General features: G+C 73.0%; 16 protein-coding genes. 12 read left to right on the top strand and 4 right to left on the bottom strand.

What is annotated here, in order from left to right:
- Positions 1–38: 38 nt before the first annotated feature.
- The 5 genes from ACFPIH_RS01645 (at position 39) to ACFPIH_RS01625 (ending at position 6,464) form a co-directional block, all read left to right on the top strand.
- Complete coding sequence (locus ACFPIH_RS01645) at positions 39–686, top strand: ScbR family autoregulator-binding transcription factor (protein ID WP_381166449.1); 648 nt, start codon at positions 39–41, stop codon at positions 684–686.
- A gap of 54 nt (positions 687–740) precedes the next feature.
- Complete coding sequence (locus ACFPIH_RS01640) at positions 741–1,928, top strand: damage-control phosphatase ARMT1 family protein (protein WP_381166447.1); 1,188 nt, start codon at positions 741–743, stop codon at positions 1,926–1,928.
- Between the two features lie 108 nt (positions 1,929–2,036).
- Positions 2,037–4,199, top strand: a complete 2,163-nt coding sequence (cyc2, locus tag ACFPIH_RS01635; RefSeq protein ID WP_381166445.1) for a germacradienol/geosmin synthase Cyc2 — start codon at positions 2,037–2,039, stop codon at positions 4,197–4,199.
- Between the two features lie 173 nt (positions 4,200–4,372).
- Positions 4,373–5,500 carry an aminopeptidase P family protein gene (locus ACFPIH_RS01630; RefSeq protein ID WP_381166443.1) on the top strand — a complete coding sequence of 376 codons (1,128 nt, stop codon included), beginning with the start codon at positions 4,373–4,375 and terminating at the stop codon, positions 5,498–5,500.
- 31 nt (positions 5,501–5,531) lie between these two features.
- A complete protein-coding gene (locus ACFPIH_RS01625) occupies positions 5,532–6,464 on the top strand; it encodes an aminoglycoside phosphotransferase family protein (protein ID WP_381166441.1) in 933 nt (310 codons plus the stop codon).
- A 13-nt stretch (positions 6,465–6,477) separates the two neighbouring features.
- Here the strand turns inward: ACFPIH_RS01625 and treZ are convergent, their stop codons facing one another.
- On the bottom strand, positions 6,478–8,223 hold the full coding sequence (treZ, locus tag ACFPIH_RS01620) for a malto-oligosyltrehalose trehalohydrolase (protein WP_381166439.1): 1,746 nt from the start codon (positions 8,221–8,223) through the stop codon (positions 6,478–6,480).
- A 195-nt stretch (positions 8,224–8,418) separates the two neighbouring features.
- On the opposite strand from treZ, the gene ACFPIH_RS01615 reads away from it, so the two are divergent.
- The 3 genes from ACFPIH_RS01615 to ACFPIH_RS01605 all read left to right on the top strand — a co-directional run bounded on the left by ACFPIH_RS01615 (position 8,419) and on the right by ACFPIH_RS01605 (position 10,886).
- Complete coding sequence (locus ACFPIH_RS01615; protein WP_381166437.1) at positions 8,419–8,970, top strand: FHA domain-containing protein; 552 nt, start codon at positions 8,419–8,421, stop codon at positions 8,968–8,970.
- Between the two features lie 138 nt (positions 8,971–9,108).
- Positions 9,109–10,428: a M14 family zinc carboxypeptidase gene (locus ACFPIH_RS01610; protein ID WP_381166435.1), complete on the top strand. Its 1,320-nt coding sequence runs from the start codon at positions 9,109–9,111 to the stop codon at positions 10,426–10,428.
- On the top strand, positions 10,425–10,886 hold the full coding sequence (locus ACFPIH_RS01605) for an SSI family serine proteinase inhibitor (RefSeq protein WP_381166433.1): 462 nt from the start codon (positions 10,425–10,427) through the stop codon (positions 10,884–10,886). The genes ACFPIH_RS01610 and ACFPIH_RS01605 overlap by 4 nt, the downstream gene beginning before the upstream one ends.
- A gap of 35 nt (positions 10,887–10,921) precedes the next feature.
- On the opposite strand, the gene ACFPIH_RS01600 is transcribed toward ACFPIH_RS01605, so the two are convergent.
- From ACFPIH_RS01600 to glgX, 3 genes are all read right to left on the bottom strand, one after another.
- The gene (locus ACFPIH_RS01600) at positions 10,922–12,172 is read right to left on the bottom strand and encodes a M14 family zinc carboxypeptidase (RefSeq protein ID WP_381166431.1); all 1,251 of its coding nucleotides are present in this window, start codon (positions 12,170–12,172) and stop codon (positions 10,922–10,924) included.
- Positions 12,173–12,313: 141 nt separating this feature from the next.
- Positions 12,314–14,674: a malto-oligosyltrehalose synthase gene (treY, locus tag ACFPIH_RS01595; RefSeq protein WP_381166429.1), complete on the bottom strand. Its 2,361-nt coding sequence runs from the start codon at positions 14,672–14,674 to the stop codon at positions 12,314–12,316.
- 46 nt (positions 14,675–14,720) lie between these two features.
- Entirely contained in the window at positions 14,721–16,838 is a 2,118-nt protein-coding gene (gene glgX, locus ACFPIH_RS01590) for a glycogen debranching protein GlgX (RefSeq protein WP_381166427.1), read from the bottom strand.
- Positions 16,839–17,029: 191 nt separating this feature from the next.
- On the opposite strand from glgX, the gene ACFPIH_RS01585 reads away from it, so the two are divergent.
- From ACFPIH_RS01585 to ACFPIH_RS01570, 4 genes are all read left to right on the top strand, one after another.
- A complete protein-coding gene (locus tag ACFPIH_RS01585) occupies positions 17,030–17,854 on the top strand; it encodes a Tat pathway signal sequence domain protein (protein ID WP_381166425.1) in 825 nt (274 codons plus the stop codon).
- Positions 17,855–17,903: 49 nt separating this feature from the next.
- A complete protein-coding gene (locus ACFPIH_RS01580; RefSeq protein WP_381166423.1) occupies positions 17,904–19,223 on the top strand; it encodes a copper amine oxidase in 1,320 nt (439 codons plus the stop codon).
- Between the two features lie 101 nt (positions 19,224–19,324).
- Entirely contained in the window at positions 19,325–20,563 is a 1,239-nt protein-coding gene (locus tag ACFPIH_RS01575) for an SAV2148 family HEPN domain-containing protein (protein ID WP_381166421.1), read from the top strand.
- 102 nt (positions 20,564–20,665) lie between these two features.
- Positions 20,666–21,391 carry a 3'-5' exonuclease gene (locus ACFPIH_RS01570; RefSeq protein WP_381166419.1) on the top strand — a complete coding sequence of 242 codons (726 nt, stop codon included), beginning with the start codon at positions 20,666–20,668 and terminating at the stop codon, positions 21,389–21,391.
- The last annotated feature ends 10 nt before the right edge of the window (positions 21,392–21,401 follow it).

The raw sequence follows: 21,401 nt of genomic DNA, 5'->3' as shown, positions 1-21,401 counted from the left end.
CGTGACCTGTTCTTTACCGGCCCGGGAGAGTCCACTCGATGGCGAGGCAGTTACGCGCGGAGCAGACCCGCGCGACGATCATCACGGCCGCTGCCGATCTGTTCGACCAGCGGGGCTACGAGTCGACCAGCCTCAGTGAGATCGTCGAGCACGCCCGGGTCACCAAGGGCGCTCTCTACTTCCACTTCGCGGCCAAGGAGGATCTGGCCCACGCCATCATGGAGTTGCAGTCCCAGGCCTCGCGCCGGGTCGCGGTCGAGATCGACGACCGCGGCTACCCGGCGCTGGAAGCACTGATCCGCCTCACGTTCGGCCTCGCGCGGCTTTCGGTCGAGGGCCCGATCGCCCGCGCGGGGCTCCGGCTCGCCACCGGGGGAGTCCCGGTGAAACCGCCGCTGCGCCATCCCTTCGCGGAATGGCTGGAGTTGATGAGCCGTCGGCTCGTCGGCGCGGTCAGGGAGTCCGACATCCACTCGGACGTCGACATCGACGCCATCGCGCACTCGCTGGTGTGTTTCTTCGTCGGCACGCGCGTGGTGGGCCGCTCCCGCGAACCCGCGACCCGGCTCCCGCGCCGCATGGCCGAGATGTGGTACGTCCTCATCCGCGGTCTGGTCCCGGTCCCGCGCCGCCCCCGCTATCTGAGCCTGGCGGCCCGCCTGGAGCGGGAGATCATGATGGGCTGACCGGTACGGCGGTGGGAGAAGGGGTGCCTCGGGACCCGCGATACGGTGATCCGTATGCCCGACACCCCCGCCCCGCCGCCCGAGATCCTCGGCGACGAGCCCGGCTCGTTCCCCCGCAGTGTCCTCGCCGAACGGCACCCGGCGATCATCCGGCAGGTACGGGACGCCTTCCCCTACGACCCCGGAGTGCACCGCGCCCTGGACGCGCTGCTGGCGAGCTGCCTCGAGGGCGTACTGGAACCGCTTCCCGCGGACGCCCACGACGGGAGGCTCTGGCGGGCGTGGGGACTGGACGACTGGTCGGGCCGGCCCTGGTTCGACGCGCCGTGGCTGTGGTCGGAGAGCTACTTCTACCGCCGGCTCCTCGAAGCCGTCGGCTACTTCGGCCCCGGCCCCTGGCAGGGCATCGACCCCTTCCGCCCCTCCAAGCTCGCCGAGCTCGACGCGCCCGAGACCGGTGAGGAACTGGCCGTACTCGATCGCCTCGAAGCACGGCCGGCCGAGGAGCGGGCCCACGCCCTGCTGCACGGCTCGCTCTGGGGCAACCGCGCGGACCTCGGCTTCCGCCTCTCGGACGCAGACGCCGAGGAGCGGGCCGCCGTACCGGCACTGGTCGCCGACGACAGCGAGACGCTGTGGTCACTGCTGCCGGCCGCGGACAACGCCTCGTCGACCGTATGCATCGTCGCGGACAACGCCGGCCGCGAGCTGATCCCCGACCTCCTGCTCGCCGCCCACCTCCTCGCCCACGGCCGGGCCTCCCGGGTCGTCCTGTACGTGAAGCCGTACCCGTACTACGTCTCCGACGCCACGCCCGCCGACGTGGTCGACGCGCTCCGGAAGCTGACGGGCGCGCCGGGCGCCGCCGCCGGGTACGGGAGGCGGCTCTGGGCCGCGCTCGCCGACGGCACCCTCACGGTGCGCGTCCACCCCTTCGCCGCCGCCCCGCTGCCGTTCGAGCGGATGCCGGACGACCTGCGGACGGAGTTCGCCGCGGCGACCCTGACCCTCGTCAAGGGCGACCTCAACTACCGCCGTCTGGTGGGCGACCGGCGATGGCCCGCGACCACCCCCTTCGCCGACGTCACCGCCCACTTCCCCGGCCCGGTCGCGGCCCTGCGCACCCTCAAGTCCGAGGTCGTCGTCGGCCTGTCCGCGGACACCGAGGCCGCACTGGACGCCGCGGAGGGCCGGCGCTGGCGCACCGGCGGCACCCACGCGCTGATCCAGGTGCGGGGGTGAGCGCGGCAGCTCCTGGGCAAGTCCTCGTTTCGCGCCCGATTCACGCGATGGTGTGATCATGTGCGGCCGGGTGGATGGCCGTCCGAGGCCCCGGGTAGGGGCCCGGCCATGACTCAGCCGTTCGAACTCCCGCACTTCTACCTGCCGCACCCCGCGCGGCTGAACCCGCATGTCGAACAGGCGCGGGCCCACTCGACGGAGTGGGCGCGCGACATGGGCATGCTGGAGGGGTCCGGGATCTGGGACCAGGCCGATCTGGAGGCGCACGACTACGGCCTGCTCTGCGCCTACACTCACCCCGACTGCGACGGCCCCGCGCTGTCGCTGATCACCGACTGGTACGTGTGGGTGTTCTTCTTCGACGACCACTTCCTCGACATGTACAAGCGCACCCCCGACCGCGCCGCGGGCAAGGCCCATCTGGACCGCCTCCCGCTGTTCATGCCGCTGGACCTGGCGACGCCCGTGCCCGAACCGCTCAACCCGGTCGAGGCGGGCCTGCGGGACCTGTGGGCGCGCACCGTGCCGGCCATGTCGCAGGACTGGCGGCGCCGTTTCGCCGTGGCGACGGAACATCTGCTCAACGAGTCGATGTGGGAGCTGTCCAACATCGACGAGGGGCGGATCGCCAACCCCGTCGAGTACATCGAGATGCGCCGCAAGGTGGGCGGCGCCCCCTGGTCGGCGGGGCTCGTGGAGTACGCCACCGCCGAGGTCCCCGCGGCCGTCGCCGGCACGAGGCCGCTGCGGGTGCTGATGGAGACCTTCTCCGACGGCGTGCACCTGCGCAACGACCTGTTCTCCTACCAGCGCGAGGTCCAGGACGAGGGCGAGAACAGCAACGGCGTGCTCGTCCTGGAGACCTTCTTCGGCTGCACCACCCAGGAGGCCGCCGACACCGTCAACGACATCCTCACCTCCCGGCTGCACCAGTTCGAGCACACGGCGTTCACCGAGGTGCCCGCGCTGGCGGTCGAGAAGGGGCTGCGCCCGGACGAGGTGGCCGCCGTGGCCGCGTACACCAAGGGCCTGCAGGACTGGCAGTCCGGCGGCCACGAGTGGCACATGCGCTCCAGCCGCTACATGAACGACCGGGCCGTTTCCGTCGCCCCCTGGCAGAAGCTGACCGGCCCCGGCACCTCCGCCGCCGACGTGGTGGCACTGCTCGCCTCGGCCGCCGCCGAGCGTCTTCGCGGGTACGCGCACGTGCCCTTCCAGAAGGTCGGCCCGTCCCTGCTGCCCGACTTCCACATGCCCTTCGCCGTCGAGCTCTGCCCGCACCTGGAGGCGTCCAGGCCGCGGCTGACCGCCTGGATGCACGCCATGGGCATGCTGGAGGAGGGCGTCTGGGACGAGGACAGGCTCGCCGCGGCCGACCTCCCCCTCTGCTCCGCCGGCCTCGACCCGGACGCCACCCCCGAGGCCCTCGACCTCAGCGCCGCGTGGCTCGCCTGGGGCACCTACGGCGACGACTACTACCCGTTGTACTTCGGCGCCCGCCGCGACCTGGCCGCCGCCCGCGTCACCACGGCCCGGCTGTCGGCCTGCATGCCCGTGGACGGCGAGCCGGTGCCCCTCGTCCCCGTCAACGGCATGGAACGCGGCCTGATCGACCTGTGGGCCCGCACCACCACCGGTATGACCCCCGACCAGCGGCGCACCCTGCGCGCGGCGGTCGACAAGATGACCGAGGCCTGGGTGTGGGAGCTGTCCAACCAGCTCCAGAACCGGGTTCCCGACCCGATCGACTACCTGGAGATGCGCCGCGCCACCTTCGGCTCCGACCTCACCCTGAGCATGTGCCGGATGGGCGCGGGACCCGCGATCCCGCCCGAGATCTACCGCACCGGCCCCGTCCAGGCGCTGGAGAACGCCGCCATCGACTACGGCTGGCTCATCAACGACGTCTTCTCGTACCAGAAGGAGATCGAGTACGAGGGCGAGATGCACAACGCGATCCTCGTCGTGCAGACCTTCTTCGGCTGCGACTACCCGACCGCGCTCGGTATCGTCGACGACCTGATGACCCAGCGGATGCGGCAGTTCCAGCACATCGTGGCCCACGAGCTGCCCGTCCTCTACGACGACCTCGGCCTCTCCGCCGGTGCCCGCGAGGCCATGGGGCACTATGTGACCGACCTCCAGAACTGGATGGCGGGCATCCTGCACTGGCACCGCGAGGTCGACCGCTACAAGCCTGCCCACCTGGCCCGCCGCACCCACGGCTTCCTCCCGGACCGCGCCCCGGCCGCACCGGTCCGCGTCGCCTAGCGCGCCGCCACGGCGGACTCCGCCACGGCCCGCACCGGCTCCGGCACGTCCGTGCGCCGGCGCGGGCCGCCCAGGTCCCCGGGCAAACCGGCTCGCGCCGCCCGCGCCGTCCGGGCAGGATGCTCCCGTAGTCACCGTGAACTTCAGGTGGACAGTCAGAGAGGGAGACCCGGATGACCGGCACCGCGCCCGCGCCCTTCACCACCGACGACTACCGGGCCCGTATGGCACGGGCCGCGCGCGAGGCCGCCGACGCCGGACTCGCCGGACTCCTCGTGGCACCCGGCCCCGACCTGGTCTGGCTCACCGGCTACACACCCCCCGCGGCCACCGAACGGCTCACCCTGCTGGTCCTCGCCCCCGGCCGGGACCCCGTACTCGTCGTCCCGACCCTGGAGGCCCCCGACGCCGCCAAGGCCACCGGGGCCCCCGCCCTGACCCTGCGGGACTGGACCGACGGCAGGGACCCGTACGCGGTCACCGCCGGCCTTCTCGACACCGACGGGCGCTTCGGGGTCAGCGACAACGCCTGGGCGATGCACCTGCTGGGCCTCCAGCGGGCCCTGCCCGGCACCTCGTACGCCTCCCTCACCGAGGCCCTGCCCATGCTGCGGGCCGTCAAGGACGCGGCCGAACTGGAGCTGATGGCAGCCGCGGGAGCGGCGGCCGACCGGGCGTTCGAGGAGATCCGGAAGGTGCCCTTCGCCGGCCGCCGGGAGCGGGAGGTCGGCGCGGACCTCGCCGGCCTGCTGCGCCGGTTCGGGCACTCGCAGGTCGACTTCACCATCGTCGCCTCCGGGCCCAACGGCGCCAACCCGCACCACGAGGTCGGCGACCGCGTCATCGAACGCGGCGACATGGTCGTCCTCGACTTCGGCGGGCTCAAGGACGGCTACGGCTCCGACACCTCACGCACCGTGCACGTGGGCGAGCCCACCGACGAGGAGCGGCGGGTCCACGACCTGGTCCGCGCGGCCCAGGAGGCCGGCTTCCGGGCCGTACGGCCCGGCGTCGCCTGCCAGGAGGTCGACCGGGCCGCCCGCGCGGTCATCGCCGACGCCGGGTACGGCGAGTACTTCGTCCACCGCACCGGCCACGGCATCGGCGTCACCACGCACGAGCCGCCGTACATGATCGAGGGCGAGGAACAGCCCCTGGTGCCCGGAATGTGCTTCTCCGTGGAGCCCGGCGTGTACCTTCCCGGGCGGTTCGGGGTGCGTATCGAGGACATCGTCACCGTCACCGAGGACGGCGGCCGGCGCCTCAACGACACCACCCGCGAGCTGGTGACCGTGGACTGACTCCCCCGACCCGAACGGCAACGGCGCGACCATGACCCAGGCACCGACACCCACCGCGGACACCGTCCGCCGGATCGTCCGCGCGCTCCTCGAGCAGGGCGCCCCCGGCGGCCCGGGCCCCGATGTGCGGCCCGTCGCCGACGACGGCGGGCCCTGGACCTGGTGGGTCGGCACCCGCCATGTGCTGCGCCTCGCCCGCGACCGCGAGGCGGACCTGCGCCGGCGCCGCGAGCTGCGGCTGCGCGACCTCGTACGGCCGCATGTGCCGGTCGCCGTGCCGACCAGCGTGGCGCACGGCGAATGGTCGCCCGGGCTGGTCTACACCCTGGACGCCTTGGTGCCCGGCGGCACCGCCGAGGAGCACGACGTGTCGGCCGTCGGCGAGGCCGACCTCGCCGGACTGCTAGGCGGACTAAGGGAAGTGACGTCCCGTCAGGCCGAGACGCTCGGGGTGCCACGAGCCGCTCCGCGCTCCCTCGACGCGCTGCGCCGCATGGCCGTGGCGGCGGCACAACGTCTCGCCCGCGCCGACGAGTTCGACCCCCCTCGCCTCGACCAGCTCACCCCGCCCGGCGCGGTCCAACTCGCCGCGCAGCCCGCCATCGCCGTGCTCGTCCACCACCAACTCCGCGGCGAGCACCTGGTGGTGAGCGCCGACGGCCGGGTGCGCGGCGTCCTCGACTGGACGGACGCGGTGCTCGGGGACCCCGCCGAGGACATCGCCGGGCTCGCCCTCGCCGTCGGCTCCGGCGCCGCCGTCCGTGCCGCCACCCTCGCCGGCTACGGCGCCCGCCCCTGTCTGCGCGGCCTGTGGCTCGCCCGCTGCGACACCGTCGTCCACCTCGCGGACCGCCTCGAAGGCCACGGCACCGAGCCGCTGCCCCTCCTGCGCGACCGACTGCGCCGGGCCTGGGAGGCGATCCTGCTGGAACGGGTCACGGAGCTGCGAGAGGACGACCAGTAGCGCGTAGCGCGGGTCAGTCCTGTTCCAGCACCACGCACGACTCCGCGGGCACGCGCAGCAGGCCGTCCCCGCCCGGCGCCCGGACCGGCTCCCACGCCGCCAGGACCCGGGCCGGACGGGGGCCCAGCGGGATCGCCGCGGGCTCCTTGCCCAGGTTCACGGCCACCCGTACGTCCCCGCGCCGGAACGCCAGCCAGCGGGCCGAGGCGTCGTGGGCGACCTTGATGTCGGAGAGGTCGGGATCCGTGAGATCGGGCTGGCCGTGCCGCAGGGCGATCAGCTCGCGGTACCAGGCCAGCACGCGCGCGTGGGGCTCGCGTTCCGGCTCCGACCAGTCCAGGCAGGAGCGGTCGCGGGTCGCCGGGTCCTGCGGATCGGGTACGTCCTCCTCGGCCCAGCCGTGCGCCGCGAACTCCCGCCGTCTGCCCCGCCGTACGGCCTCGGCGAGCTCCGGGTCGGTGTGGTCGGTGAAGTACTGCCAGGGCGTGCCCGCCGCCCACTCCTCGCCCATGAACAGCATCGGCGTGAACGGCCCCGTGAGCGTCAGGGCCGCCGCGCAGGCGAGCAGCCCGGGGGAGAGGGCCGCCGCGAGGCGGTCGCCCTGGGCCCGGTTGCCGACCTGGTCGTGGGTCTGGGAGTAGCCGAGGAGGCGGTGCGCGGGCACCCGCGACCGGTCCAGCGCCCTTCCGTGGCGGCGGCCCCGGAAGGCCGAGTACGTGCCGTCGTGGAAGTAGCCGCCGGTGAGGGTCCTGGCGAGGGCGGCGAACGGGTCCCGCGCGAAGTCGGCGTAGTAGCCCTGGGACTCGCCGGTGAGCGCGGTGTGCAGGGCGTGGTGGAAGTCGTCGTTCCACTGCGCGTGCAGCCCGAGCCCGCCCTCCTTGCGGGACGTCACCAGGCGGGGGTCGTTGAGGTCCGCCTCGGCGATCAGGAACAGCGGCCGGCCCGTCTCCGCGGCGAGGGCGTCCACCGCCGCCGACAGCTCCTCCAGGAAGTGGTACGCGCGTGTGTCCGCCAGCTCGTGCACCGCGTCGAGCCGCAGCCCGTCCAGCCGGAAGTCCCGCAGCCACGCCAGCGCGCTGCCCACGAAGTACGCCCGCACCTCGTCCGAACCGGGCGCGTCCAGGTTCACGGCCGCACCCCACGGCGTGTGGTGGCGCTCCGTGAAGTACGGCCCGAACTCCGGCAGGTAGTTCCCGGACGGCCCCAGATGGTTGTGTACGACGTCCAGGACCACGCCGAGCCCCAGTTCGTGCGCCCGGTCCACGAACCGCTTCAGCGCCTCGGGCCCGCCGTACGGCTCGTGCACCGCCCACGGGCCGACCCCGTCGTACCCCCAGCCGTGCCGGCCCGGGAACGGACACAGCGGCATCAGCTCGACGTGCGTGACGCCGAGCCCGGCGAGATGCTCCAGGCGCCCGGCCGCCGCGTCCAGGGTGCCCTCGGGGGTGTAGGTGCCCACGTGCAGCTCGTACAGGACCGCCCCCGGCAGCGGCCGTCCCGGCCACGGCACGCGCCACGCGTACCGGCTCTGGTCGACGACCGCGCTCAACTCGTCGGGCCCTTCCGGCTGGCGGCGCGAGCGCGGGTCCGGGCGGACCGGGCCGTCGTCCACCGCGAAGCCGTACCGCGAACCGTCCGCGGCCTCCGCCTCGCCGGTCCACCACCCCGCCCGCCCCGGATCGCGCTCCAACGCGCGCGCGACGCCGTCGCACGTCAGCGTCACCCGCTCTGCCTGCGGTGCCCACACCTCGAACTGCACGGACGCGTCCCCTTCGTCTGCTCACCGTGAGGTAGCCCGACCATCGTGCTCCAAACGGGGGCCGGCCGCCTCGGAACACCCCCATCGTGCGGGGTGTCGTGGGCCACGCGCGCGGGGTGCGCGTCCCGGCCGTCCTGCCTTGGGCGTTTTCCCGTTTTCTGGACACCCGGGGTTCACTGACCGACAATCACCTGCGTGACGTCGTCATTCGAGTTCAACACGTACCCCGCGCGGCTCTCCGACGCGGAGCGCGACAAGGCGCTGAAGGTGCTCCGGGACGGCGTCGCCATGGGCCGCCTCTCGCACGACACCTTCGTACGCCGTATGGAACTCGCGCTCGTCGCCCGCCGCTCCGACGAACTGGTCGCGCTCACCGCCGACCTGCCCAAGGAGAGCCGCCTCTCCCGCGTGGTCTTCGGCACCGTCGAGGCCGTCTCCGGGTTCACGATCCGGCTGCGCCTGGCCTGGCAGGCCGAGCGGCTGCCCAAGCTGCTGCTGCCGCACCCCGGCACCGAACAGGTGCTGCGCATCGGCCGCGACCCGGCGAGCGGCCTGCGGCTGACCCACGAGAGCGTCTCGCGCGTCCACGCCGAACTCAGCCGCCAGGGCGGCATGTGGGTGCTGCGCGACCTCGGCTCCACCAACGGCACCACCGTCAACGGACGCCGTGTCACCGGCGCGGCCGTGGTCCGCGAGGGCGACCAGGTCGCCTTCGGGAGGATGGCGTTCCGCCTCTCGGCGAACTGAAGCCGCGCGGCACCCATGGGTCGCGGTGTTGACGTACCCCCGCACCATGACTCACTGTCGTACACCAGACACGCCCGGTGAACCGACGGCGCCGCCCTGTGGAGGTGTGCCCTGCCGCCCCTCCTGCGCTACCCGACCGTGGACGAACTCGCGGCCCGCGCCGCCACGCTCGCCGCCCGCCGACCCGGGGACGCCCGGCTGCGCCGCGTCGGGGAGTCCCGCGCGGGCACACCCATGTGGCTGCTCTCCGTCGGCCGGGGCGACCGCCAGGTGCTCGTCGTCGCCGGACCGCACGCCAACGAGCCCGTCGGCGGCGCCACCGTCCTCAGACTGGCCGAACGGCTCCTCGCCGACCCCCGGCTCACCGAGGGTGCCGACGCCACCTGGAACCTGCTGCTCTGCCTGGACCCCGACGGCCTGCGCCGCAACGAGGGCTGGCTGTCCGGCCCCTACAGCCTCGGGCGCTACTTCCGGCACTTCTTCCGGCCCGGCTTCCTGGAACAGCCCGAGTGGCTGCCCGACGGCGCGGCCGGTGCCGCGCTGCCGGAGACCCGGGCACTGCTCCGCCTCCAGGACGAACTGAAACCTTTCTTCCAGTGCTCGCTGCACGGCGTCGACGTCGGCGGCGGCTTCGTCGAACTCACCCGCGACCTGCCCGGCCTCGACCGCCGCATGGCCCACGCCGCCGCCCGGCTCGGCATCCCGCGCGAACTCGGGGCGTACGACACCCTCTACTGGCCGGGGCTCGGCCCCGCCGTCTACCGGATCCCGCCGCCGCACCCGCGCGACCTCGCCGCCGCCATCACCGAGGCCGCCGTCGAGTCCACCTGGTACCACCCGCACCGGCACGGCACCGTCACCGCGGTCGTCGAGGCGCCCATGTGGGGTGTCGCCGCCGTCGAGGACGGCTCCCCGCCCGCAGACCGGGACGGGGTGCTGCACGCCGTCAGCGACGCGCTGCGCCGCGACGGACAGGTGCTGGAACGTATCCTCGCCCGGGTCGGACCGCACACCGCGGACACCCCCGAGGCGGCCCGGCTGCTCGCGCCCGTCGACGACTACCTGCTGGTCTGCCCCGGCCTCGCCGACGCCTGGGACCCCGACACCGCCGACCCCGCCCGGCCGCTGCCGCCGCTCAGCACCGCCCATCTGACCGCCCTGCGCATCGCGGGCCGGCGCATCGCCGTGCGCACCGCGGGACTGCTGCACCAGCTCGTCACCGGAGCGGGACGCGACCCGGCCGGCGTACTGCCCGAGCTGGACGCGCTGATCGACGGCTGGTGCGCCGACTACCAGGACGACTGCCAGGCACGCTGGATCCCGGTGGCGCGCCAGGCCGAGTACCAGACGCGCGTGGTGCTCGCCGCGTTCGAACTCGCCGGGCGGCACGGGGTTTCCGCGCGATCGGGTGACTCGGACTGGGGGACCCAGGCCGCCGTGCCGATGCACCGGGAATGAACCACTTCCTCGCCACGTCCCTCCGCGCGGCCCGCGTCGCCGTCGCCACCGTCCTCCTCGCCGCCGCCGGCGCCGCCCCGGCCACGGCGCTCTCCCGGGACTCCTCGCTCCCCGGCAACTGGCTCCAGCTCACGCTCACCCATGGAACCTCCCAGTCCAGAGAAACCAACAGCACCCTGCTCCTCTGCGATCCGCCGCAGGGCCACTCCCGCGCCGTCGAGGCCTGCGCCGACCTCGCGCGGGCGGGCGGCGACGTGGGCGCGGTCCCGGGGAACCCGGGCGCGATCTGCGCGATGCTGTACGCCCCGGTGACCGCCCGCGCGGAGGGCCTGTGGAACGGCCGGTCCGTGCGGTACACCAGAACCTTCGCCAACGACTGCGAGCTGGCCGCGCTGACGGGCGCGGTGTTCGCCCTGGACGAGACGGAGGTCGAGGAGGTGCCGGAGATCCGGGGCTGAGCACGGGAAAGCCGCGTAGGACACGCGCGCGTGTCCTACGCCGACCCCTCGCGCGCGTGCAGGGCCGCCGCGACGACCGTGCGGGACTGGTGCTCGACCTGGTCCTCCAGGGGCACCCAGCGGGCGTGGAAGCGCTCGGCGAAGGCGTCGCTCCAGGTCTCCACGAGCTGCTCCAGACGCGGCGCCGCGTGGTCGTCGCTCTCCTGAAGGACCCGCCGCAGCATCGCCGCGGCCCGCAGCGGCAGCCGCCGGGCGAAGGCGTCCACACTGCCGACGTACGCCATCGTCGTGTCGGCCGGCGGGGTGTGCGTCCAGTCCGCGGCCAGCCCCGGCACCAGCTCCAGCGCCCACTTGGCCGCCCTCAGCAGGGGCCCGTCGACGCCTTCCAGCCGCGGCAGCGCCTCCGCCAGGACCCGCTGCACCTGCCCGGTGTCCCGCAGCAGCCGACCCGCCAGCCGCCGGATCTCCGCGGCCGGCGCGGGATGCGGGGCGGGATCGTCCACCAGGTCGCTCGCCCACATCGGCACCTCCACGACCGCGGTCAGACCGCCGTAGCGGTGCGCGTGGTACCAGGTGCTGTGCCGCGCGTCGTCGGGCATGCTCGGGTACGCCACCCCGGCCGCCGCGTCCGGCATCACATGCACGCCCGGCCCCGAGGACGGCCAGCCCGCCGCGTCCGAGGCGCCCGTCTCCACCGGGATGCGCAACTGCGCCGCGGACTTCCCGAACGGCTCGGCGAGCCCCGGGATGTCCTTCGTCAACTGCACCCAGCTGCCGCCCAGATCCGTGCCGTGCAGGGTCACCTGGAGGTAGGGCCGCAGCTCGTCGATGACCCGGGTCAGCGCCCGCGTCTCCGGCGGCAGCCGGTCGGGCGGCAGCACGGCGGGCGACCACTCCGGCTGCTCCGGGCCCGCGGGCCGGAAGAACCCCAGGTGGTACTCCAGCAGACTGCGCGGCGCCGGGGTGACGTGCAGACTCGCCCCGTCCGGGTCCGCGCACAGCAGGAAGTGCCACGAGGTGCCGCTGCGCAGAACCCGGTCCTGCAGCACCCGGTCGGCCAGCGCCAGCAGGGTCGAACCGCCCGTCGGCTCGTTGGCGTGGGCGCCCGCGACGACCAGCACGGCACGCCGCGCGTGTCCCACGGACAGCAGGTACAGGGGCCGTCCCGCGCGGGAGAGCCCCACCTGGCGCACCGCGCACAGACCGGGCCGGCGCGCGGCCAGCGCCCGGGCGAAGGAGTTCAGTTCGGTCACCGTCGGATAGCTCAGCACCGGCAGGAGACTCACCCCCGTCACTTCCGCCCGGCTTCGCCCTCCGCAGTACCCCACGGAGCCTCTGAACTGTCAAGAATCCCTCGGGGGAGGCTCCAGAAGCCCTTGAGGGGCGCTCGGAAGCGCACTCCGGCGGTACGGCCGTCCCCGCGCCCCCTACGCTCCGGGCACCGTCCCCGCCCGCTCCAGCAGCGCCACCGGCAACCGCGCGAACAGGTCCGCCACGCGCGCGTGCCCGGTGAACTCCCGCTCCGGAGCCAGTACGTCGCGCCAGGTGCCCGGCGGCAGCGGCAGCCGGGTGTCCCGCCAGCCCCCCGCCTCCGCCAGCCGCAGCGACAGACGCGTCACGGCCGTCACGACCTCGCCCGAGCGCGCGAACGCCAGACAGTGCCCGGCGGCCGGTCCCGCCGCCGTCAGCGGCTCGTACGTCGCCGCCGTCCCGAAGACCTCCGGTCGCCGACCGCGCAGCCGCAGCGCCGCCGCGGTCACCGCGCCCTTGTCGCCCGGATCGTCGGGCGGGAACCGTACGGGGCGCCGGTTGTCCGGGTCCACCAGCGCCCGGTACTCGGCCTCCGTGCCCTGGTAGACGTCGGGCACGCCCGGCATCGTCAGGTGCACCAGCGCGGTACCGAGCACATTGGCCCGCACCTGCGGCTGAAGCGCCTCCCGCAGCGCGGCCACCCGCTCGCCCGGCCCCCCGCACGGCCCCGCCGCCACGAACGCGGCCACCGCCTCCTCGTACGGCGGCTCCTGCTCGGTCCAGCTCGTGTACAGGCTCGCCTCGCGCGCGTGCTTCAGCAGCGCCTCCTGGACGCGCTCCGGGGCCGCCGGACCGAGCCCGAAGACCGTCTGCCAGGCGGCCCAGGCCAGCTGCCCGTCCGCCACTTCCTCCTCCGCGCACGTGACCTGCTCCAGGACGTCCGCCCAGCGGTCCGGGCACTCGGTGAGCACGGCCAGCGCGGCCCGTACGTCGGCGCTGCGCTTGGTGTCGTGCGTCGTCACGACCGTCCCGCCGGCCGGCCAGTCGCGCTGCACGCGCGCGCAGTACGCGTGGAACTCCTGCGGCGACACCCCCGGCCTGCCCGGCTCACCGCCCACCTCGGTCGCCGCGAGCAGCGGGACGTACCGGTAGAACGCCGTGTCCTCCACCGACTTGGCCCGCAGCGCGGACGCCGTCTGCGCGAACCGGACCCGGAACTCCACCTCCGCGGCACGTTCGCCCTCTCCGACCACCAGCCCCCGCACCACGTCCACCGCGCCGGCCTCCTCCGCCACCGCGAAGGCGCCGCGGGCCTCTTCCGCCGCCCGCTCGGTGACCAGGGCCGCCGCGTCGCCCGAGACGTACGGCCGGTAGACCTCCATGCGCACCAGGAGCTCCTCCAGGGCCGTGCGCAGCGCCCAGGGCGCCCGGTCGCGCAGGGCGGGGTCCGGGGACGTCGCGCAGGCCCGGGACGCCACCCGGACCAGCCGGTCCAGCTCGGTCGCCAGCTCGTGCGAGAGCACCCCGTACGCCGCCCGCCGCACGGTCGCCGCCCAGTCGCCCCCACGGTCCGTCTGCGGGGCCGCGAAGCGCCGGTAGAGGTCCAGGAGCTCCCGGGCGCCCGCGGGGTCCGTGAAGAGGCCGTCGACGCGGCGCAGGGCGTCGTAGCCCGTGGTCCCGGCGACGGGCCAGGAGGCCGGCAGCGGTTCCTCGTCCGCGAGGATCTTCTCCACGACCGTCCACCGGCCGCCGGTGGCCCCGTGCAGCCGCGCCAGGTACGCGTCGGGGTCGGCGAGCCCGTCGGGGTGGTCGACCCGCAGCCCGTCGAGCACGCCCTCGTTCAGCAGCCGCAGCACGGTGGCGTGCGTGGCCTCGAAGACCTCCGGGTCCTCCACCCGCACCCCGATCAGCTCCGAGATGCTGAAGAAGCGCCGGTAGTTCAGCTCGGTGCGGGCCAGCCGCCACCACACCGGCCGGTACCACTGGGCGTCGAGCAGCTTCGGCAGCGGCAGCCCCTCGGTGCCCCCGCGCAGCGGCAGGACATGGTCGTAGTAGCGCAGCACGTCACCGTCGACACGCAGGTGCTCCAGCTCCGTGCCGACGGGCCCGCCGAGCACCGGCACGAGCAGCTGTCCGCCGCCCGCCTCCCAGTCGATGTCGAACCAGCGCGCGTACGGCGACGCCGGCCCGTCCCGCAGCACCTCCCACAGGGCGCGGTTGTGGCGCGGGGCCATCGCCATGTGGTTCGGCACGATGTCCACGACCAGGCCGAGCCCGTGCTCCCGCGCGATGGCCGACAGCGCCCGCAGCCCCTCCTCGCCGCCCAGCTCCGCCCGTACGCGCGCGTGGTCGACGACGTCGTAGCCGTGCGGGGACCCCGGTACGGCCTCCAGGACCGGGGACAGATGCAGATGCGAGACCCCGAGCGAGGCCAGGTACGGCACGGCCGCACCCGCCGCCGCGAACGGGAACTCGGGCTGCAGCTGAAGCCGGTAGGTGGCCGTGGGCGGGACGGGAGCCGGGCGCGCAGGGGTCATGACCTCCTACGTACCCGCCCCGCCGCGTTAAGTCCCGCAACACGCGCTAGGCGGGCCTCTGCAGCACCGCCATGCTCCGGTCCACCAGGGTCAGCCGGTCGCCCGCCTGCACCTTGCGCCCCGCCCCCTGGGCCGTTGCCGCCGGGTCCGCGGTGTCCACGACCACCTGCCACTGCCGCCCGTGGTCGACCGGCACCACGAACTCCAGCGCTCTCGGCGAGGCGTTGAACATCAGCAGGAAGGAGTCGTCGCTGATCCGCTCCCCGCGCGGGCCGGGCTCCGAGATCGCGTTGCCGTTGAGGAACACCGACAACGCCGACGCCTGCGCCCGGTCCCAGTCCCGCTGGACCATCTCGCCGCCCTCGGGCGTGAACCAGACGATGTCCGACAGCTCGTCGTGGGTGCCCTCCACCGGCCGTCCGTGGAAGAAGCGGCGCCGCCGGAACACCGGGTGCTCCTTGCGCAGCCACACCAACGCGCGCGTGAAGTCCAGCAACTCGCTGCCGGCCTCCTCGGAGTCCGGCCAGCGGACCCAGGCCAGCTCGCTGTCCAGGCAGTACGCGTTGTTGTTGCCCTGCTGGGTGCGCCCGAACTCGTCCCCGTGGCTGATCATGGGAACGCCCTGGGACAGCATCAGGGTCGCCATGAAGTTGCGCATCTGGCGGGCCCGCAGCGCCAGCACGTCCGGGTCGTCGGTGTCGCCCTCCGCGCCGCAGTTCCACGACCGGTTGTGGCTCTCGCCGTCCCGGTTGTCCTCGCCGTTCGCCTCGTTGTGCTTGTCGTTGTACGAGACGAGGTCGTGCAGTGTGAAGCCGTCGTGGCAGGTCACGAAGTTGATCGAGGCGAGCGGCCGGCGGCCGTCGTCCTGGTAGAGGTCGGAGGAGCCGGTCAGCCGGGAGGCGAACTCCGCGAGCGTGCGCTGCTCGCCCCGCCACAGGTCGCGCACGGTGTCCCGGTACTTGCCGTTCCACTCCGTCCACAGCGGCGGGAAGTTGCCCACCTGGTAGCCGCCCTCGCCCACGTCCCACGGCTCGGCGATCAGCTTCACCTGGGAGACGACCGGATCCTGCTGCACCAGGTCGAAGAACGACGACAGCCGGTCCACCTCGTGGAACTGCCGGGCCAGCGTCGCCGCGAGATCGAAACGGAAGCCGTCCACATGCATCTCGGTCACCCAGTACCGCAGCGAGTCCATGATCATCTGGAGGACGTGCGGGGACCGCATGAGCAGCGAGTTCCCGGTTCCGGTGGTGTCCGTGTAGTAGCGGGCGTCCTCCGCCAGCCGGTAGTACTTCTCGTTGTCGATGCCCCGGAAGGACAGCGTCGGCCCCAGGTGGTTGCCCTCGGCCGTGTGGTTGTAGACCACGTCGAGGATCACCTCGATCCCCGCCTCGTGCAGCGCCCGCACCGCCGACTTGAACTCCAGCACCTGCTGCCCGCGGTCGCCCCAGGAGGCGTACGCGTTGTGCGGCGAGAAGAAACCGATCGTGTTGTAGCCCCAGTAGTTGTTCAGGCCCATGTCGACCAGCCGGTGGTCGTTGACGAACTGGTGCACCGGCATCAGCTCCAGCGCCGTCACCCCGAGCCCGGTCAGATGCTCGATCACCGCCGGGTGCGCGAGGGCCGCGTAGGTGCCGCGCAGCTCCTCCGGCAGCCCCGGATGGCGCATCGTGAGCCCCTTCACATGGGCCTCGTAGATCACCGTGCGGTGGTACTCGGTGCGCGGCAGCCGGTCGTCGCCCCAGTCGAAGTAGGGGTTCACCACGACCGACGTCATGGTGTGCGGCGCCGAGTCGAGGTCGTTGCGCTTGTCGGGGGAGCCGAAGGGATAGCCGTACACCTCCTCGCCCCAGCGGATCGCGCCGCTGACCGCCTTCGCGTACGGGTCCAGGAGCAGCTTCGCCGAATTGCAGCGCAGCCCGCGCGCGGGCTCGTACGGGCCGTGCGCGCGGAAGCCGTAGCGCTGCCCGGGCATGATGCCCGGCACGTACGCGTGCCGCACGAAACCGTCGCTCTCGCGCAGCTCCACCGCCGTCTCCGAGCCGTCGTCGTGCAGCAGACACAGCTCTACTCGGTCCGCGGCCTCCGTGAAGACCGCGAAGTTCGTGCCGGCGCCGTCGTACGTCGCACCGAGGGGATACGCCTCTCCAGGCCAGACCTGCATGAAACGACTCTTTCAGGTGTGCCGTCGCGCCGCAGGCGCCTTGACGTCGAGTCTCCCCGAAAGTGAGGGAACCACCTGTGACTTACATCCCTCTTACCAAACGACAGACGCACCGGCCGATATGCGGACCGTGCGGGACCACTGGGGCAAAGACACGTACTCCCGGGCAACAGGGGGAGTAGGGGGAAGATGTGCGCACGACAGTTCGGCGTCACCTGGGCAAGGTGGTGGCGGGTACGGGCATCGCGGTCGCCGCGACGGCCGTGATGATCGGGATCACCCTGCCGGGCACGGCCGGGGCGGACGACACGGGAGGCGGCAAGACCGGACAGGCCGGACAGACCACGGGGCAGGCGGCGGCCGACGGCCAGGGCGGCGCCGCCGTGCAGCCCGGAGTCGTCGAGCAGGCCCCGGACGAGGGCGAGAAGGGCACGGGCAGCGACCCGCTCACCGACGACGAGACGAAGCGCGCCGCGCGTGTCGCGCTCAGCCGGCAGATGTTCAGCGCCGGCAAGGACGTCGAGGGCGACCGCGGCCCGCAGCTCCTCGGTGTGGACCTCGCCGCGCCCGACGCGGACGAGGTGGACTCCTCCGACGCCCCCCGGCGCGCCGACGTGACGTACTACGACTACAAGAGCGACACGGTCGTCACCCGGACCGTCAACCTGGACACCGGCAAGGTCGAGAACACCGGCACCCAGCGCGGCGTACAGCCGCCGCTCAGCCGTGACGAACAGACCGAGGCGGCCCGGGTCCTCATCGCCGACCCGCTCGGCGCCGGTCTGAAGGCCGACTACAAGGACGCCACCGGCAGCGAGCTCACCTCCGCCGGCCAGTTGCAGCTCGCCAGCATGGTCTACCACTCGGTGCCCGGCGCCCAGCCCGCGGCGCTCGACAAGTGCGGCGAACACCGCTGCGTACGGCTGCTGCCGAAGGTGAAGAACGGTCCCTGGATCGACGCCCGGTCCCTGGTGATCGACCTCAGCGCCGGCACGGTCTCGAAGCTCCAGGGCTGAGCCCGCCCCCGTCCACCCTTCCCACCTCCTGCCGAGGAGTCATGCCCACATGCACGTGAACAGCCTCAGCCGTACCCGCAAGGGAGCGGCCGTCGGCCTGTCCCTCGCCGCGCTCGCCGCCGGGGCGACCGCCGGGGCCGGCCCCGCCGCCGCCCAGCCGAAGGCGGCCGCCGCCGCTGCCGCCGACTGCAGCGCGGCCTACCGCATCGAACAGAAGCTCTCCACCGGCACCACCTGGCGCATGTGCTGGCGCTACGAGGCCAAGTCCGGGCTCGTCCTGGAGAAGGTCAGCTACCAGCCGCCCGGCGAGGCCAAGCCGATCCGCGTCCTCACCAGCGCCAAGATCGCCCAGATCCACGTGCCCTACGACGACGGCAAGAACGAGTACAACGACGTCACCGACTACAACTTCGGCGGCGGCCTGCTGAACCTGGCACCCGCCGAGTGCCCCGGCGGCACCATCAAGACGGTGAAGGTCCCCGAGTCCTTCAACCCGAACCCGAACGTCAAGGGCCTGTGCACCACGACCCGTTCACGTGGCCACGCCTACCGCATGCAGGCCGACACGGGCAACAAGGTCTACCAGGCCCAGGGCAAGGACCTCCTCGTCTACACGGTCAACCAGGTCGGCTGGTACGAGTACATGACCGAGTGGCGTTTCTCCGACGACGGCACCATCAACATGAACGTCGGCGCCACCGGCAGCCTCTCGCCCTACGACTACGACGCCGGCGACGGCCGCGGCTGGCCCATAGGGAAGGGTGCCAAGGCCAAGGCCACCAGCCACAGCCACAACGTGTTCTGGCGGCTCGACTTCGGCCTGGACGCCAACTCCGGCAACAAGATCGAGCAGTACGACTCCGTGGTCAGCGCGCCCGCGAGCGGACAGCAGGGCCCGACGGCCAAGACCACCCGCACCGCCGTCACCAAGGAACTCGCGGGCGACGCGAAGAACATGCGCTGGTGGCGGGTCGTCAGCAAGACCGGCAAGAACAAGGACGGGCACGCGCGCAGCTACGAACTCGTCCCGGGCGCCACCACCAAGTACCCCGGACGCAGCTTCACCAAGCACGACGTCTACTTCACCGAGTACAACAAGTGCGAGATGTACGCCACCAACAACCCCCTCAACTGCGGTACGGGACACCCGAAGACCGTGGACAAGTGGGTCAACGGCCAGACCCTCAAGCACCCCGTGGCCTGGGTGAACGTGGGCTTCCACCACATCGCCCGCGACGAGGACCAGCAGCCCATGCCGGTCCACTGGCAGGGCTTCTCCATCGCCCCCAGGGACGTCACCGCGATGAACCCGCTCACCCCGCCCGCGCTCGCCAATCAGAACGGACGCCCGCCGGCCGACGGAAGTTGAGAACGACCTGTCCATCCGGCTGCACCACCTACCGCTCCCGGAGTACCCTTCCTTGATCGTTGGGACGGGGAGAGCTCGGGGGAGCGGAAGGCGGTACTTGGGTGGGCGCGGGAGGGCTGGAGCTGCCCCCTGGTGACGAGGGTCACGAGGGGAGCTCCACAGAGGTCCCGCCCGGAACGGTGTCCCTGGCCCGCCCGATGGAGACGAACTCCATCGGGCCGGAGCTGGACTGGGACGCCGACGCCTGGCGCGAGGTACGCACCCGCGCCCAGCGGGCCGGCCGGGCCTACATCTGGCTGAACCTGGTCGAACAGCGGCTGCGCGCCGTGGTCGCGGCCGTCCTGCGGCCCATCTACGAACCCGTCCACGGCGACGAATGGGTGGTCGCCGCGGCCGGCCCCGCCGGACAGGAGTGGGTCCAGCGCGCGGTCGCCGTCCGCGAAGTCAGCCGCCGCAAGGGCTACTTGCTCGACCCGGCCGACGACAACGTCATCTCCTTCCTCACCCTGCCCCAGCTGCGCGAGCTCATGGTGCAGCACTGGCCGTGCTTCGAGCCGTACCTCGACGACCGCCGCGACGTCGAACTCGCCCTGGACGAACTGGAGGTGACGCGCAACGTCGTCTCCCGCAACCGGGCCCTGTCCGAGACCGTCCTGGCCCAGGCCGAACGGGCCTCCGCACGCCTCCTGGAGATGCTCGGCACCGGCGGCGACGTGCCCTCCGCGCGCCGGCTGCCCGTCGACGCGGTCGAGGACCTCGTCGGCGACCGCTACGCCGACGTGGTGGCCGTCCACTCCGACCGGGTGCGGCTGCTGCGGCAGTTCCCCGCCGAGGACATCTTCGACGGCTCCCGCCGCATCGACGCCATCGGCATCGGCCTCAACCTGATCGTGCAGAACTTCTCCGGCCGCCGGCTGATCCGCCTCGCCGAGGCCGGCGCCCGTATCCGGCTGCTCTTCCTCAACCCCGCCTCCAGCGCCGTCAAGCGCCGCGAACGCGAACTCGGAATGAAACGGGGCGAACTGAGCCGCGCGGTGGAGATGAACATCCTCCACATGCGCCGCGTCCGCTCCCGGCTGCGCGACCCGGACGCCTTCCAGATCCAGGTGTACGACGAGACGCCCCGGTTCACCGCCTACCTCGTCGACGGCGACGGCACCGACGGCATCGCGGTGATCCAGTCGTATCTGCGGCGCATGCGCGGCATGGAGGCGCCGGTGCTGGTGCTGCGCGGCGGCCACCGGGTGGTCAAGCCGGGCGAGGTGGACGAAGCGGGGCTCTTCGCGGCATACCGTGAGGAGTTCGAGCTCGCCTGGGCGGATTCGCGGCCTGTGTCCTGAAGCGCCCGCACCCGGCATCCGGAGGGTGCTCCTCCGATTGTCAGTGGTGCATGCGAAGGTGGAGACCACTGGGGGAAAGCACCACCGAGAAGGGGGACCACCATGGCCTGGTACCGGGAGCTGCTGATCGGCTTCGACCTGGAGACGACCGGGACGGACCCGCGTGAGGCACGCATCGTCACAGGCGCCGTGATCGAGGTCAGGGACGGACAGGTCCTGGGACGCAAGGAGTGGCTGGCCGACCCGGGCGTGGAGATCCCCGCGGACGCCGTCGCCGTCCACGGGATCAGCAACGAACGGGCCACGGCCGAGGGCCACCCCGCCGACCGGGTCGCGGACGCCATCGCCGACGCCCTGACCGGCTACTGGAGCACCGGCGTCCCGGTCGTCGCCTACAACGCGGCCTTCGACCTCACCCTGCTCTCCGCCGAACTGCGCCGCCACGGCCTGCCCTCGCTGCGCGACCGCATGGGCGGCCAGGAGCCGGCGCCGGTCGTCGACCCGTACACCATCGACCGCTGGGCCGACCGCTACCGCCGCGGCAAGCGCAACCTGGAAGCGGTCTGCGCCGAGTACGGCGTCACGCTCGACTCCGCGCACGACGCCACCGCCGACGCCCTCGCCGCCGCCCGCCTCGCCCGCGCGATAGCGGTCCGCCATCCGAAGGTCGCCGGCCTCGGCCCGGCCGAGCTGCACCGCCGTCAGATCGAGTGGTACGCCGAATGGGCGGCGGACTTCCAGGACTTCCTGCGCCGCAAGGGCGAGACGGACGCGGTGGTGGACGGCGCCTGGCCGGTCCGGGAACCGGCGGACAGCCCCAGCCTGTAGAGCCTGTAGG

It is taken from the genome of Streptomyces vulcanius (genome assembly GCF_042653945.1).
GTDB classification, from domain to species: Bacteria; Actinomycetota; Actinomycetes; order Streptomycetales; family Streptomycetaceae; genus Streptomyces; species Streptomyces mangrovi.
Note: the sequence above shows the minus strand (reverse complement) of the source record. Positions and strands in the feature narration are given on the sequence as shown.

Bases quoted from the DNA above. Each gene is read 5' to 3' on its own strand.
- ACFPIH_RS01645 (WP_381166449.1), top strand. From the start codon at position 39: ATGGCGAGGCAGTTACGCGCGGAGCAGACCCGCGCGACGATCATCACG.
- ACFPIH_RS01640 (WP_381166447.1), top strand. From the start codon at position 741: ATGCCCGACACCCCCGCCCCGCCGCCCGAGATCCTCGGCGACGAGCCC.
- cyc2 (WP_381166445.1), top strand. From the start codon at position 2,037: ATGACTCAGCCGTTCGAACTCCCGCACTTCTACCTGCCGCACCCCGCG.
- ACFPIH_RS01630 (WP_381166443.1), top strand. From the start codon at position 4,373: ATGACCGGCACCGCGCCCGCGCCCTTCACCACCGACGACTACCGGGCC.
- ACFPIH_RS01625 (WP_381166441.1), top strand. From the start codon at position 5,532: ATGACCCAGGCACCGACACCCACCGCGGACACCGTCCGCCGGATCGTC.
- ACFPIH_RS01605 (WP_381166433.1), top strand. From the start codon at position 10,425: ATGAACCACTTCCTCGCCACGTCCCTCCGCGCGGCCCGCGTCGCCGTC.
- treY (WP_381166429.1), bottom strand. From the start codon at position 14,674: ATGACCCCTGCGCGCCCGGCTCCCGTCCCGCCCACGGCCACCTACCGG.
- glgX (WP_381166427.1), bottom strand. From the start codon at position 16,838: ATGCAGGTCTGGCCTGGAGAGGCGTATCCCCTCGGTGCGACGTACGAC.
- ACFPIH_RS01580 (WP_381166423.1), top strand. From the start codon at position 17,904: ATGCACGTGAACAGCCTCAGCCGTACCCGCAAGGGAGCGGCCGTCGGC.
- ACFPIH_RS01570 (WP_381166419.1), top strand. From the start codon at position 20,666: ATGGCCTGGTACCGGGAGCTGCTGATCGGCTTCGACCTGGAGACGACC.